General features: G+C 63.4%; 14 protein-coding genes. 3 read left to right on the top strand and 11 right to left on the bottom strand.

Translation table 11 applies throughout. The features are described 5' to 3' along the window. Positions 1 to 60: 60 nt before the first annotated feature. From hisG to E0L29_RS05900, 10 genes are all read right to left on the bottom strand, one after another. Positions 61 to 945 carry an ATP phosphoribosyltransferase gene (gene hisG, locus E0L29_RS05945; protein WP_131356223.1) on the bottom strand — a complete coding sequence of 295 codons (885 nt, stop codon included), beginning with the start codon at positions 943 to 945 and terminating at the stop codon, positions 61 to 63. Between the two features lie 18 nt (positions 946 to 963). Then, positions 964 to 1,710, bottom strand: a complete 747-nt coding sequence (locus E0L29_RS05940; protein ID WP_242664296.1) for a UDP-2,3-diacylglucosamine diphosphatase — start codon at positions 1,708 to 1,710, stop codon at positions 964 to 966. A gap of 1 nt (position 1,711) precedes the next feature. Next, complete coding sequence (locus E0L29_RS05935) at positions 1,712 to 2,422, bottom strand: phosphatidate cytidylyltransferase (RefSeq protein ID WP_131356221.1); 711 nt, start codon at positions 2,420 to 2,422, stop codon at positions 1,712 to 1,714. A gap of 47 nt (positions 2,423 to 2,469) precedes the next feature. Continuing rightward, positions 2,470 to 3,474 (bottom strand): (bacterio)chlorophyll synthase, encoded by a 1,005-nt coding sequence (bchG, locus tag E0L29_RS05930; protein ID WP_131356218.1) that lies wholly within the window; start codon positions 3,472 to 3,474, stop codon positions 2,470 to 2,472. A gap of 76 nt (positions 3,475 to 3,550) precedes the next feature. Then, a complete protein-coding gene (gene miaB / locus E0L29_RS05925) occupies positions 3,551 to 4,885 on the bottom strand; it encodes a tRNA (N6-isopentenyl adenosine(37)-C2)-methylthiotransferase MiaB (protein ID WP_131356215.1) in 1,335 nt (444 codons plus the stop codon). Between the two features lie 14 nt (positions 4,886 to 4,899). Beyond that, entirely contained in the window at positions 4,900 to 5,511 is a 612-nt protein-coding gene (locus E0L29_RS05920) for an iron-sulfur cluster assembly scaffold protein (RefSeq protein ID WP_131356211.1), read from the bottom strand. Further along, positions 5,495 to 6,691: a cysteine desulfurase family protein gene (locus tag E0L29_RS05915; protein WP_131356207.1), complete on the bottom strand. Its 1,197-nt coding sequence runs from the start codon at positions 6,689 to 6,691 to the stop codon at positions 5,495 to 5,497. The genes E0L29_RS05920 and E0L29_RS05915 overlap by 17 nt, the downstream gene beginning before the upstream one ends. A 45-nt stretch (positions 6,692 to 6,736) precedes the next feature. Further along, positions 6,737 to 7,669, bottom strand: a complete 933-nt coding sequence (gene cysK, locus E0L29_RS05910; RefSeq protein WP_131356204.1) for a cysteine synthase A — start codon at positions 7,667 to 7,669, stop codon at positions 6,737 to 6,739. 244 nt (positions 7,670 to 7,913) lie between these two features. Beyond that, positions 7,914 to 8,627, bottom strand: a complete 714-nt coding sequence (locus tag E0L29_RS05905) for a helix-turn-helix transcriptional regulator (RefSeq protein WP_131356201.1) — start codon at positions 8,625 to 8,627, stop codon at positions 7,914 to 7,916. Between the two features lie 189 nt (positions 8,628 to 8,816). Beyond that, a complete protein-coding gene (locus E0L29_RS05900) occupies positions 8,817 to 10,877 on the bottom strand; it encodes a hypothetical protein (protein ID WP_131356198.1) in 2,061 nt (686 codons plus the stop codon). Positions 10,878 to 11,052: 175 nt separating this feature from the next. Here E0L29_RS05900 and E0L29_RS05895 point away from each other — a divergent pair, with 175 nt between their 5' ends. The 3 genes from E0L29_RS05895 (at position 11,053) to E0L29_RS05885 (ending at position 13,374) form a co-directional block, all read left to right on the top strand. Beyond that, positions 11,053 to 12,417, top strand: a complete 1,365-nt coding sequence (locus tag E0L29_RS05895; RefSeq protein WP_131356195.1) for a hemolysin family protein — start codon at positions 11,053 to 11,055, stop codon at positions 12,415 to 12,417. Further along, on the top strand, positions 12,414 to 12,860 hold the full coding sequence (locus E0L29_RS05890; RefSeq protein ID WP_131356192.1) for a peroxiredoxin: 447 nt from the start codon (positions 12,414 to 12,416) through the stop codon (positions 12,858 to 12,860). The genes E0L29_RS05895 and E0L29_RS05890 overlap by 4 nt, the downstream gene beginning before the upstream one ends. Positions 12,861 to 12,951: 91 nt before the next feature. Next, positions 12,952 to 13,374, top strand: coding sequence for a nucleoside-diphosphate kinase (locus E0L29_RS05885; protein ID WP_131356188.1), 423 nt, complete (start codon positions 12,952 to 12,954; stop codon positions 13,372 to 13,374). A gap of 130 nt (positions 13,375 to 13,504) precedes the next feature. Here the strand turns inward: E0L29_RS05885 and E0L29_RS05880 are convergent, their stop codons facing one another. Then, positions 13,505 to 14,575 carry an AI-2E family transporter gene (locus E0L29_RS05880; protein ID WP_131356185.1) on the bottom strand — a complete coding sequence of 357 codons (1,071 nt, stop codon included), beginning with the start codon at positions 14,573 to 14,575 and terminating at the stop codon, positions 13,505 to 13,507. Between the last annotated feature and the right edge of the window lie 30 nt (positions 14,576 to 14,605).

The raw sequence follows: 14,605 nt of genomic DNA, 5'->3' as shown, positions 1-14,605 counted from the left end.
CGGCTGGTTGGCGCACCGAGCGGCGAGCGGCACCGAAAGGGGCCCCTCGCCAGGCGGAGCTCAGTCGATCAGTTTGTTGATGTCGTACTCGAAGATGCCCTCGGCGCCGGCGCGCTTCAGCTCCGGGATGAGCTTGCGGACGATCTTTTCGGTCACGATGACCTCGAGGGCCACCCAGTCGTTGTTGGCAAGATGCGCGACGGTCGGCTGGCGGAGCGCGGGAATGATCGAAGTGATCTTCTCGAGCGAGGATTTCGGGGCGTTCATCTTCAGACCCACCTTGCCCTGCGCATTAATGGCTCCCTCGAGGAGAAGGGCCATGCTCTCGATCTTCTCGCGCTTCCAGGGATCCTCCCACGACTGGCGGTTGGCGATCAGCTTGGTGTTCGACTCGAGGATGGTCTCGACGATGCGCAGCTTGTTGGCACGCAGCGACGAACCGGTCTCGGTGACCTCGACGATGGCGTCGGCAAGATCCGGTGGCTTCACCTCGGTAGCGCCCCAGCTGAACTCGACCGAAGCCTTCACGCCGTTCGACTCGAGATATTTCTTCGTGATGTTGACCACCTCCGTGGCGATGTGCTTGCCCTCGAGATCCTTCACCGACTTCACCGGCGAACTCTCCGGAACGGCGAGCACCCAGCGCACCGGGCGCATGGAGGCCTTCGAGTAGACGAGGTCGGCAACCTCTACGACATCGGCATCGGTCTCGATGATCCAGTCCTTGCCGGTCAGGCCGACGTCGAAGGCTCCGAGTTCTACGTAGTGTGCCATCTCCTGGGCTCGGATGAGGATCGCCTCAAGTTCGTCGTCGTCGATCGAGGGGAAATAGGAACGGCTCTGGACGGAAAAATGGAAGCCGGCGTGCGCGAAAAGGTCGAGGGTTGAATCCTGGAGGCTTCCTTTCGGCAGGCCGAGCTTGAGAACCTTGTTTGCTTCACTCATGGAAAAAAGATCTGGTGGTTAAGGTTGCAGGTCGAGAAGCCTGAGACTGCCCTCGCGGTAGACCGCATAGGGCGTGCTTCCATCGATCCACGATCCGAGATTGACGTAGCGGCTCCTGCCGCCGGGAAGCTCGTGCTCCCCCAACACATGGTTGTGGCCGCAGAGAAAATAGTCAAAATCCCGCTCGGTCGCCAGCGATCGGGCGAAATTCAGCAATCGATCGTTCTCGTAGCTGAGGTTTACGGGCTTGTGGTCGCGGCTGAGGCGCGAGAGCCAGCGCATCAGCCCGGTTGCCAGGTCGGCGTGGAAGAGGGTGAGGAGGCCGAGATTGAAACGGTTGCGGGCAAAGCGTGCGAAGAGCTTGTAGCCGAGATCCCCCTCCCCGAGCCCGTCGCCGTGGGCGATGAGGAAGCGTCTGCCGCCGTGCTCCACCTCCTCCATCCCGTAGCCGGTCCCTACGCCGAGCTCACGCTCGATGAAAGAGCCGAGGTAGAAGTCGTGGTTGCCGGCAAGCCAGCGCACCTCGACCCCCGCGTCGACCAGGCGGCGGAGGATGCAGAAAAAACGGGTGAAGCCTTTCGGCACGACGTTACGGAACTCCATCCAGTAGTCGAGGACGTCGCCGAGCATGTAGAGCGCCGCGCCGTCGCTTACGGCCATGTCTGCAAGGCGGGCGAAGGCCCGGAGCTTCCGCTCCTCCTCCAGGGGCTCCTGCAGCCCCAGGTGGAGATCGCTGACGAAATAGACCGACTCCTTCACCGCCACCTCAGATCAGCTGCACGGCACCGAGGACCGCGGCGGGAATCAGGATGTTGTCGATCTCTCTGGGACTCACCCCTTCGACCACCGTCGCGACGAGACAGATGAGCAGGATCCTCTGGAAGTCGAACGAAGCCGGCACGATGAGCCAGACGAAGAATGCCGCGGCGGCGAGGCTGCCCAGGAGGAAAGCCAGGCTCCCCTCCACGCTCTTCTCGCTGAAGACGTGGTACTTCAGCCTGCCGTAGCGGGTGCCGACGACGGGAGCCAGGCCGTCGCCCCAGCCGAGGATCGCCATGGCCAGCACGCCTTCGAACTGCTTGTAGTAGAGCGTTCCGCAGAGGATGCCGACAAGGACGAAGTAGAGGGTCCCCTTGAGCAGCTCGCGCTTGTCGCCGGTGCGCGTCATGGTCTTGATGGCCTGGTCGTCATCGGCGGCGAAGAGCCCCTTCTGGATGAAGAGCAGCGCCCATACCACGTAGACCGAGACGTTCAGGTACTGCGACCAGTCGCCGTCGACATAGAGGGGAAGGAAGACGATGAGTGAGCCGGCCGCGATGTGGGTGATCTTGCGGCTGATGTCGCGCGGAAGGCCCTTGCTGGAGACCAGGTAGTCCATCAGCGGAGGGACGCTGAAAACGTAGACGAAGGTCAGGAGCGTCACGAGCAGGTTGTGCCCGTAGGCTGGGAGCCCCAACCAGGTGGCGGTTTCGGTCATGGGAACACCCTCCGTTTAGAGGTTGGGGAAAAGCCCGTGGGGGCGGTTCACTGGTACATGTACTTCACGCCCACCATGCCGGCGGCGATGAAGAGGATGATGAGGAAAAGCAGGTTGTTGGCGACCTGGTAGCGAAGGAAGGTGTTGTGCTCCTGCACGTCGCTCTTGCCGATGGCGTTGCCGAATCCGTCGTCGACGGCATGCTGCATGAAGGAGAGTCCGCCCTTGGGATCGCGGTAGAGCAGGGCTTGGATGACCATGTTGACGGCAAGCGTTACGAGCACGATGGAGAAGAGCAGCATCGAACCCAGATGCCAGGCAATCCAGGAGAACCCGAGGAAGACCCCGTCGATGAGAACGAAGGCGACGAGGAAGGTGTTTTTCGCGCCGATCATCACCGTCATCGACTTCAGGCCGCTCTCGAGGTCGCCCTTGGCGGACTTGAAGTCGTTCATGATGATGAGTGCCACCCCCATGAAGAAGTTCAGGCCGGCCATCCACAGCGTCTCGGGATGGATGTCACTGAAAAGGGCGTTGCCGGCAAGGAACGGCAGCATGTTGTAGGCGATGCCGACGGCGGGGGCCGAAAGCAGGATGTTCTGCTTCAGCTTGAAAGGCGGAGCGGAGTAGATGTAGGCCAGCACGAGCGAGATGCCGATGGCGGTGAGTGCAATCGCGCCCCGCACGCCCCCGAAGTGGAGCCAGAGCCAGATGCCGCTCGAGAGTGCAAGCGTAAAGACGGCGATGCTGTTCCAGACGGCCTCCTTCTCGCTGAGCCTGCCGGAGGGAATGGGACGGCCGGGTTCGTTGACCCGGTCGAGCTCGAGATCGTAATAGTCGTTGATGGCCTGGCTGAAGCCGGTTCCGAGGGGGCCGAACATCAGGAAGAGCAGCAGCAGGATGAAGAAATCGTGCGGAGTCGCATGCATCTGGCCCGAAGCCATGGCTCCGGCCGCTAGCGAAGGGAAAACGCTGATCCAGGTGACGGGATCGAGCAGCTCGATGTGAGCCCTGACTTTGTTGATGAATCCGGTACCTGGGGTGGATGGCATGCGTTACTTCTCTCCTGGGCCTGCTAAAAAGGCGGTTTAGATGAGTCCTGTCTAAACCCCAATTTACGAATACGACTCAAGATAAAAAAGCCCGAATGAGGCCCGTCCGGCGCCCGCTGAGGGTGGCCGAAGTGGCTGAGTCGACCCTCACCCGAACCAGGTCCCCCGGCACGCACTCCCCCCGGTCGAACACGACCGCCTGGCCTTCGTCGGTACGGCCGAGCAGGCGGAAGGAGGAGCGGCGGCTCTCCGATTCGGCGAGCACCTCGACCTCGGTGCCGACGAGCTCCCGATGCAGCTCCAGCGAAACGGACTGCTGCAGCTCGATGATCTCCTGCAGGCGCCGCTTCTTCACCGCTTCCGGCACGTCGTCCTCGAGGGTCCTGGCGGCCAAGGTGCCTTCCCTCGAGGAGTAGTGGAACATGAAGGCGGAGTCGTACCGGACGGTCCGGAGCAGCTCGAGCGTCGCCCGATGGTCCTCCTCGCTCTCGCCGGGGAAGCCGGCGATGATGTCCGTCGAAAGGCTCACGCCCGGCAGGGCCCTGCGGATGATGCGGATCTTCTCCAGATAGTCCTCGACGCCGTGCCCGCGGTTCATCAGTCGCAGCACGCGGTCCGATCCCGACTGGACCGGCAGATGCACCTGCCGGCAGATGTTCGGGTTCCGGGCGATCGTTTCGACGAGCCGCGGGGAGATGTCCTTGGGATGCGAGGTGGTGAAGCGGATCCTGAGATCCGGCGCGGCCATGGCCACGGCGCCGAGCAGTTCCGGGAAATCCGCCCCGGACAGAGGATCGCTGTAGGAGTTCACATTCTGGCCGAGCAGGGTTATCTCGCGGTAGCCGGCGGCTGCAAGCCCGCGGGCCTCCTCCACGACCATCCCGAGCGGCTGGCTGCGCTCACGGCCCCGGGTGAAGGGCACCACGCAGAAGGCGCACATGTTGTTGCAGCCGCGCATGACGGGGATGAAGGCGCTGACCGGGCTCTTCCTCACCTGCCCGACCCCCTCGTAGGTCTCCGTCGGGTCGAAGTCGAGAAGCGCGGGACGCGATCCGCATCCGGCAGAGGCGATGAGCGAGGGCAGCCGGCGGTAGGTGTCGGGGCCGGCGATGAAGTCGACGGCGGGAAAACGCCCGAAGAGTTCCTCGCGGAGATGCTGGGGCACGCAGCCGAGCACGCCGACCAGAAGCGAACGGCGGCGCCGCTTGGCCCCCTTCAGGTGCTGGAGGAGGTTGCCGATCTTTTCGACGGCGTTCTCGCGCACGGCGCAGGTGTTCAGGAGAATGACGCCGGCGTCCTCTTCGCCCTCCGAACGGTGGAATCCGGCCTCAAGCAGTATGCGGGATATGATGCCGGAATCCGCCTCGTTCATCTGGCATCCGAACGTCTCGATGTGGAACGAGCGTGCCATGTCCGTCGGCACGCTCAGGCCCCGAAGTGGAGGTGCTTGTACTTTTCAAGCAGGCCTTCGGCCTCGTCCCTGCACTGGCCGCAGACGGTGCCGAGCTTGGTGCGCTCCTGCAGCTCGAAATAGGTGCGCGCACCCTCGAGCACAGCCTCCTCGATGTCATGGTCGGTGATGTTCATGCACTGGCAGACGATCTTGGCCTTCTCCTCCATCACCCTGTCCTCCATGCCGTTGCGGACATAGTAGTTGTTGATGGCGGCACGAAGCGCCTTGTCGCCGAGTACCGAGCAGTGGATCTTGTTCTCCGGCAACCCGCCGAGCTCCTTGGCCACATCCTTCGGCGAAACGTTGAAGGCCTCCTCGAGCGTCATCCCCTTGACCATCTCGGAGAGGATCGAGGTGCTTGCGATGGCGCTGGCGCAGCCGTAGGTCTTCCACTGGCAGTCGGTGATGACCTCTTTGTCCCTGTCGACCTTGATGACCACCATCATCTGGTCGCCGCACTGCAGGTTGCCCTCCATGCCGACCCCGTCGAACGCATCGGTGTCCTCGCCCTGGAGGATGTTCTTCGGGTTCATGAAGTGCTCTTTCAGTTTCTCGCTGTATGCCCACTCACCTGCTTGCAGCATGTGTTCCTCCTTTGATGTATGCCGTTGACATGTTTCTGATTCTTTCAATGACTCCCGGAAGCACGTTGAGCAGGTGCTCGACATGCTCAACGGTGGTCTCCCTGCCCATGCTGATGCGGATCGAACCGTGCGCCCGCTCCGCGTCGACGCCTGTCGCCAGGAGTACGTGCGAGGGGTCGAGCGAGCCCGAGGCGCAGGCCGAACCGGTCGAGACGGCGATGCCCTCGAGGTCGAGATAGAGCAGGATGGACTCTCCTTCCGCACCGGGGAAGGAGACGTTGAGAGTTCCGGAAAGCGACTCGGTCGGATGACCGTTGAAATGCACATCGGGGATGCGCTCCTCGATACCCTTCCGGAGCACCTGCTTGAAGCCGAGCAGCCGCTCGTGTTCGGCCTCCATTTCAAGGGCGCGCATCTCGACCGCCTTGCCGAGACCGAGGATACCGAGGGTATTCTCCGTACCGGCGCGCCGGCCACGCTCCTGGTGGCCACCCCGGATGAGGGGGCAGTAGGGGGTGCCGTGCTTGACGTAGAGGGCGCCAACCCCTTTCGGGCCGTAGATCTTGTGCGCCGACATGGTCAGGAAGTCCACGTCGAGCTCGCGCACGTCGACCGGCACCTTGCCGACCGCCTGAACGGCATCGGTATGCATGAAAGCGCCGCACTCGTGGACCATCTTCGTAATGGTGCCGATGTCCTGCATGGTGCCGATCTCGTTGTTGGCCATCATGACGGAGACGAGGCCGATATCGTCGTTGAGCATCTCCTTCAGCTGCTGGAGGTCGATGCGGCCGTAAGGGTCGACATCGAGGAACTTCACCTTCACCCCGCGGTGCATGAGGCACTCCGAGGTTTCCAGCACGCAGGGATGCTCGATCTTGGTGGTGATGATGGTGCCGCGTGCGGTAGTACCGGGGATGCACTGCGCCGAGGCGCAGACGAAAAGCGAAAGCACGGTGTTGTTGGCTTCCGAACCGCTCCCGACGAAGACGATCTCCTGCTCGTCGGCGTTGATGAAACGGGCGACACGGCGGCGGGCGTCCTCAACGTTCGCCTTGGCCTCGCGGCCGAAAGCGTGCATGCTGGAAGGGTTCCCGTACATCTCCATCGCCGCCGCCATCTCCTTCTTCACCTCCGGGTGCAGGGGGGTTGTGGCGTTGTTGTCAAAATATGCCTTCATGTGAACTGCTCTCGATTCTGGTTGTACTGACTATATAGGGTTCGCTCAGGCTTCCGGCTCCCCGAAGAGCCAGGTCGAAAGATAACGCTCCCCGCTGTCGGGAAGCAGCACGACGACGGTGCGGCCTTCCATCCCGGGGCGGCGTGCGACCTCGAGCCCGGCGGCCAGCGCCGCGCCGGATGAGATGCCGGCAAGGATGCCCTCCTTCAGGGCAAGCTCCCTGGCCACCGCTCCGGCCCGGTCTGCGTCGACCCGGACGATTTCATCGATCACCTCGCGGCGGAGGACCGACGGCACGAAACCCGCCCCGATCCCCTGGATCCGATGCGGACCCGGGCTTCCGCCCGAGAGCACCGGGGACTCCGAAGGCTCGACGGCGACGATCCGGACATCGGGGTTGCGCTCCCGGAGGAGCGTGCCGACGCCGGTGATGGTGCCACCAGTACCGACCCCGGCGACGAACACGTCGACGGAACCCTCCGTGTCGCGCCATATCTCTTCGCCGGTGGTGCGGCGGTGCATGGCAGGATTGGCGGGGTTGGTGAACTGCTGGAGCATCAGGCCGGAGGGGATTTCGGCGACAAGGCGCTCGGCCTCAGCGATGGCCGCCGTCATTCCGCCCGAGCCGGGCGTGAGAACCAGCTCGGCCCCGAGGATCTGCATCAGCCGGCGCCGCTCCACACTCATGGTATCCGGCATGACGATGATGAGCCGGTACCCCCTTGCCGCACAGACGAACGCGAGACCGATGCCGGTGTTGCCGCTCGTCGGCTCGATAATGGTCGTTCCCGCAGCGAGGCGGCCCGACCGCTCGGCGTCTTCTATCATGGCGAGGGCTACCCGGTCCTTGACGCTCGACATCGGGTTGAACGACTCGAGCTTCACGAGCACCGTGGCCCGGCACCCCTCCGTAACGGAGTTGAGCCTCACGAGCGGCGTATTGCCGACGGCTGAGGTTATGTCGTCATGGATCTTCATCTGCAGTGCGCTTGTAGCGGCCCGCCGGCATGCGGCAGGATCCGGAAAAAATGGATAATAGGGAATAAACTGCTGGAATCACAACGCAACGTTCCCCGCCCGGACGAGATGCGCGGCCCGGAAGGCCTCGAAGCCGCGACGGCGTACGTGACAATTGTGAATGGCCCTCCATAAAGAAAAAGGCCTTCGAGCCATCAATGTTTCAGGATAACAATTAATTCCGATAAATGAGACTTTTTTTATCTCAATTATCGATTCCAGAGGAGGGCTCAGCGTCCGGAAGCGGTGAGGACGGCTCGGCTGCGGGCGAAGGAGCGGGCGGAAGAGAGGGCTTGAGCGGAGCGGCGACGGCTTCGGCAGACTGCGCCGCCTTTGGGGCGAGAGGGACCGGTGCGGGCTCCGTGACGGAGGGTTCGACCCTGGCTGCAGGCGCGAGGGCGGAGTCGGGCATCACGGCCGACGAGGGCTCCGGAGCCGGGGCGAGCATGGGTTCGGGAGAGCGGAAGAAACCCGATGCCAGCGCTACGACGAGAAGAACCAGAAGGGTGCCGGCCACGAGGGCCGCCGCTTTTGGCCTGCCGAGGAGGAAATCGAACGCCGCCTGCAGTCTTGTCGGGCGGAAGTCTGCGGAGAGCTCCGGAGACCGGCCGCCGGAGGAAGGGCTGCGCTTCAGGCCGGTGGAGACCGAAAGCTCACGGCGGCATGCGTCGAGAAGCTCTTCGTCGCCAAGCTCCATCTCGCGGAGATACTCCTTGATGTAGGCGAAGATGTAGGCGCCGGGAAAGAAGGTGAAATCTCCGGCTTCGAGCTTCTCGAGATGCGCCTTCTGGATGAGGAGTATCCTGCTCGCATCGTCGATCGAAAGCCCGCGCTGGATGCGGGAAGCCTTGAGTTCAGTAGCGACGCGGGACAGCACGGAGCTGCCGGATGGGGTGTCCTGCGTTAGGGGTTCCTGCATAACCGCTGTTCAGGGGGTTGCCGTTGACTATGGGGAAAGCGTAGAACAGGCACTACACATAATTTACAAAAACACAAAGGGAAGTAGCAATAAGAAAAACAGAAAAGCGGCCCATATCAGGAAAAATCAGAACCGAAACCGCCCTGAAAGGATCGATTCCAAAAGAAAAACCCGGCACGATGAAGGAGGTTACTGCACACCGTATGCCGAAACGGCCGACCATTTCCCGGGGTCGCTGCGACGCAGCGCCTGCAGTGCCACCGAGCCCGAGACCGTCTCTTGCATGGCCTCGCCGATCTCCCGCTTCATCCCCTCGAGATCCTCTTCGCTGAAAGGCTTCCAGGTGATGAAAACCCTGTCCCGGGGAGAAAACATCTTGTGCGCCGCAGGACCGTCGGGGTCGGGGGCATCGTAGAAACTGATCTCCGATGAGCCCGGCGGAAGCACGGAATTGCTGCGGAGAATCACCAACTCCCTGAACGAATGCAGGTAGGAAACCCGTCTCTCGGACGACGGGTCCCCGACTCCCTTGACGAGATGCAGCGGCAGCATCATGTCGGAAACGATGATGACCTGCCGATAGCTCTTCAGAGCCTCGGCGGCAGGCCTGCCCATGCTCGAAACGAACCACTCCCACTCCCCGCCATGCATTTCGTCGGCCGAAACAGCCGAGGCGAGCTCACGGTGCAGCCGGGAGGGAAGGGATGCGGCGGAGTGCCGGCCTACGAAGGGCTCGCGGGCCCGGGCAACCTGCACGCTGCGGCGACCGATGACGAGGAGTGCGGCCGCACTGTCGGAAAAGACCGGGGCGAGGACCGCCTCGTCATCTCGGAGGGCATGCTGGACGGTCCGCAGGGTCACGGGGTTCAGCGAAAGGGCTTCGGAGGCGACCGGACAGGAGGTGCGAAGGCCGGAAAGCAGCTCGAGCAGCTGGCCGTGCTTCATGTTGAGCGACCGGTCGGCGGCACGCCGACGCTCCTCACCGGAGGCCTCGGCGAGCATTTCCGCCTTCCGCTGCCGCAAGCCGCCCATATCCTGGAGCAGCGAGCGCACCGTCGCCGCCACCGTGTCGGCCGAAGCGCCCTCCGCCCGGAAACGGTCCGCCCGGCGGATGAGCGATCGGGAGAGGTTGAGCATGGAGGACTGCTGGAGGGCGTCGAAGAGCTCGAAGATCCTGGATTGCTCGAGCAGGAGGCCGTTGAGGCGCAGAAGCGAGCCTGCCTCCAGCTCCCGCATCCAGCGTCGCGGCCATGGAGGGGCGGCGTCACGGGCGGCGGCAAAGCCGTCCTCGAGCGCATGTGTCCGCTCGGCGGCATCGGCACCGTCGCTCTGGGAGAGCATGAAGAGCGCCATCGCCCGCCCGTAGGGCATGTTCTTCATCTCGAAGTACGAGGCGGACTCCCTGAACGGGTCGACCTTCCGCACGATGGCGGCGTTCGACTCCAGCCGCAGCACCTCCCGGAGGAACGGCCCGCCTTCGCCGTTGGCGATCGAAAGCGCCCGGAAAAGGAGGAAGCTGGCATCACGGCGATGCTTCAGGGTCAGCTGCAGGGCGGCCGCACCGTGGCGGAGCGCCTGCAGCCGCTCGACGGGACGGCCCTTCATCGACATCACCCTGCCTGAAAGCGCAACGACCCGGCGCGCCATCGGCTCAAGCGCTTCATCGGTCGCACCGGGCCGGCTCGCCCGGCACTGCATGAGCCCCGACCAGCCCCTCATCTGCATGAGGGCGTCACTCCCCCGCTCGGCAAGCTCGCGGTAGATCGACTCGGCCCTGTCGTCGAGTCCGGCGCGCAGCGCGAGGGAGGCCTCGAGCAGAAGCATGCCGGAGGAGGGATCCGCTAGCGCCCCGAGCTCCTCGGCCGCCTCGTCGAACCGGCCGAGCTCGCCGAGCCATCGCGAACGGTCAAGAACAATGCCGGTCCGGAGGGAGTCCTCGAGGCTGCCCTCCGGCAGGGCCAGGAGGCGGTCGGCCGTGGCGAACGCGTCGGCGTAGGAACCGACGAGCCCCTCCAGGCGGCGCTTCTCGTCGAGCGCCCCGACGACCCCGGGGGTCGGTGCGGAAAGATCGGCTCCCTCGAGCCCGCGGGAGTATGCCTCGAGCGCCTGGCGGTACTCCCCCTTCCGGCTGTGTTCATGCGCCTGGCGGTACAGTTCGGCACTCCGGCCGGCGTCAAGGTCGCCGGAGCCGCAGGAGGCAAGGATGAATACGATCGGGAGCGGCAGCAGCGCCCGAAAACGGATGCCCATGCTACGGGACCTCCAGCCCCTGTTCAGATATGCGTATGCGGTTTATATATATCCGCATAAATCTTACGCATAAAATAAATCCCCGTCAACTGTTATTTTAAAGGCTGGATCCACCGCACCCGGAGAGCGCCCGAGCCGCCGGCCCGCAGGCGCACAAGAACAAGAACCGATGCTTATGCCTTCCGCACTCCCTGAAGCCCTCATACTCTGCTGCCTCATCGCCGCCAACGGGTTCTTCTCCATGGCCGAATTCGCCATCATCTCCTCAAGGGCCACCCGCCTGCATGAGCTGCGCGAAGCCGGCCACGAGTCAGCTGCGACGGCCCTCGCCCTCATGGAAAACCCGGGTCGCTTCCTCTCCGCCGTCCAGGTCGGCATCACCCTCGTCAGCACGCTTGCCGGCGCATTCAGCGGCCTGGCATTCTCCGCCCCGCTGGCGGCCTCCATCGCGGAGGTTTCGTGGCTCGAACCCTATGCTTCGCAGCTCGCCATGGGATTCGTCGTCGTCGGGGTCACCTTCTTCACCCTCGTCGTCGGAGAACTGACGCCGAAAAAGATCGCCCTGCAGCACCCCGAGAAGATCGCGCTCAAGATCGCCCGGACGATCGACCTGCTCTGCCGCCTGAGCGCCCCGGCCGTCGCCGTCATCAACGGCGCGACCAACCTCATCCTCGCCGTCGTCGGCATCAGGAGCAGCGAAAAGCCCCTGGTCAGCGACGAGGACGTGATGCTGCTCATCCGCCAGGGAGCGAAAAAAGGCATTTTCGAGTCCGTCGAGTATGAGATGGTCTCGCGCATCTTCCGCCTCAGCGACAAGCGTGCCAGCGCGATGATGACCCCCCGCTCGGAAACCGACTGGCTCGACCTGGAAAAAAGCGACGCCGAACTGACGGCCGCAATCATGTCGAGCGGCCGATCCCGCTTCCCGGTCGGAGAGGGCAGCCTCGACAACCTCCAGGGCGTGGTCCGCTCGGTCGACCTGGTGAGCTTCGAGCTCGGAGGGCGTGGAGGAATGCAGGAGGCGATCCGCGCCTCCATGAAGCCGCCGCTCTTCGTTCCCGAATCGGTGCCGGCATTCCACGTGCTCGAGCTCTTCCGCAAGAACCGGGTGCACCTGGCGCTCGTCATCGACGAGCACGGCTCGGTGCAGGGCACCATCACCCTGACCGACGTGCTCGAAAGCATCGTCGGCGACGTGCCGGCCGACGACGTGGAACGCGACGAGAAACGCATCATGCGCCGGAGCAACCGGACCTGGATCGTCGACGGGCTGCTCCCGGTCGACGAGTTCCTCTCGGCCTTCGGGCTCAGCCCCGAGGAGTTCTGCGAGGAGAAGGAGCCGCCCTACGACACCATGGGCGGGTTCATGATGACGCGGCTCGGCGAGGTCCCCGCCGTCTCCGATGCACTCCGCTGGCACGGCACGCTCTTCCGCGTCATCAAAATGAACGGACAGCGCGTCGGGCGCATTCTTGTAGAGTTCGATGGCGAAACAGCCGAAAAGATCAACAGAAAACACAGAGAACAGGAACCGAGATGATCGCAACAGGAACCCCCGCACCCGACTTCACCCTCCCCGACGGCGAAGGCCGCATGATCTCGCTCAAGAGCTTCAGGGGCCGCAAGGTGCTGCTCGTCTTCTACCCCGGAGACGACACCCCGGTCTGCACCGCGCAGCTCTGCGACTACCGCAACAACGTCACGGAGTTCACCCGCCGCGGCATCGAGGTGCTCGGTGTGAGCGCCGACAGCCCGGAGTCCCACAAAAGCTTCGCCTCACGACATGAACTCCCCTTCACGCTGCTCAGCGACAGCGCGAAAAAGACAGCCCAGGCCTACGGAGTCCTCGGCTTCCTCGGCATGTCGCAGCGCGCCTACGTGCTCATCGACGAAGAAGGCACGGTACTCCTTGCCTACAGCGACTTCCTGCCCGTCACCTACCAGCCGATGAAGGAGCTCCTGCAAAAGATCGACGAAGCCTGAGACCTGCCGAATGGCGGATTCCTTGAGTTTTTTCGTATCTTCGCAGGCGTTTTGTTTTTCCGCACCCATAACCGTTAACCACCCAACCGCAATGGAAAGAACCCTGACCATCCTGAAGCCCGACTGCGTCAAGAAGCAGCTGATCGGAGCCGTCATCAACCAGATCGAACGCGCCGGATTCCGCGTCGTTGCCATGAAGAAGACCCGCCTCACCAAGGAGACCGCAGGCGAGTTCTACGCCGTACACCGCGAGCGTCCGTTCTACGGCGAGCTGGTCGACTTCATGTCGAGCGGCCCCTGCGTTCCGATGATCCTCGAGAAGGCGAACGCCGTCGCGGACTTCCGCACCCTGATCGGCGCCACCGACCCGGCAGAAGCCGCAGAGGGCACCGTCCGCAAGCTCTATGCCGACAGCAAGGGCGAGAACATCATCCACGGCTCGGACTCCGCCGAGAACGCCGCCGTCGAGGCAGGCTTCTTCTTCGCCGCAGAAGAGGTGGTCCGCTCGAACTGAGCCCGACCGGAAGCCCGTACGCATAAAGAGGCCGTCCCTGCCATGCCGGGACGGCCTCCTCTGTTTAAACCCGTTCCTTTCCTCTAAGGCCTTGCCGCCGTCCCCGCCCCGGGGAAGCCCCCGGCACGCCTCAGACCGCGCTGCGCTGCTTGATGTCGCGGAGCGAATCGCTGAAGGCCTCGCCGTACATCTCCCAGACCGTCATGAAGAGGGCGGCGATGATAGGGCCGATAATGAAACCGAACAGCCCGAAGAGACCGATGCCGCCGAGCGTGCCGAAAAAGATGAAGAGCTCGTGCAGGCGCGTGTCGCGTCCGACGAGGATCGGACGGAGGATGTTGTCGATCTGTCCGACGACGATGGCGCAGAAGAGCGCTACGCCGACAGCCTGCGGGAAGCGCCCCGAAGCGGCGAGCGAGATGACGGCCGGCACCCAGATGAGGGGCGGGCCAAGCACCGGAACGATGGAGAGGACGGTCATCAGCGTCCCCCAGAAAAGTGCGCTCTCGATCCCCCCGAAATGCAGCGCAAGTCCTGCAAGCCCGCCCTGCACCATACCGACGATCATGGTCCCCTTGATGGTGGCACGCGTCACCGAGAGAAACTTGTCGAGCAGGCGGTGCTGGTCGCTGTCGGAAAGCGGCAGGTAGTAGAGGATCTGCTCGAGGAGCGGCTTGCCGTCCCGGAGGAAGAAGAACATCGTGTAGAGGAAGATGGTGAAGAGGAAGAGCTCGTTGACGGCCGAGTAGGTGAACGAAAAGAGCGTCTTGAAGAGCACCGAACCGGTCTTCGAGGCGATCTCCCCCACCCGCTGCAGGATGTCCTCACGGTAGGCAACGAGCTCCGGATAGTACGGCAGGGAACGGAACCGGTCGGCAAGGAATGCCGGCTCGAGGATCTGCTGCATCCAGGGGACGGCCTGGCTGCTGATGTGCACCGCCTGCATGGCGACGATGGTGAGCAGGAGGGCAAGCGGCAGGAAGCCGATGAGGAAGAGCACGAGCATCGTCAGTCCCGCCGAGAGTCCCTTGCGCCCGCCGGTCCACTGGAGGAAGCGGGCGTGCATCGGCATGGAGAGCGCCGAAAAGATGGCCGCCAGGAAAATGGCCATCAGGAAATAGCGGATCATGGCGAAAAAGAGCGCCGAGATGAAAAGGACGATGAGAAGAAGTATGACCCGGTTCGCTTTGATGCTGTTCATGCTCATGTGTTGGGTTATGGGCGATGCTTC

Origin of the sequence: Chlorobium sp. N1, assembly GCF_004332115.1 — a bacterium.
Taxonomy (GTDB): Bacteria; Bacteroidota; Chlorobiia; order Chlorobiales; family Chlorobiaceae; genus Chlorobium.
This window is presented reverse-complemented; position numbering and strand designations above follow the sequence as displayed.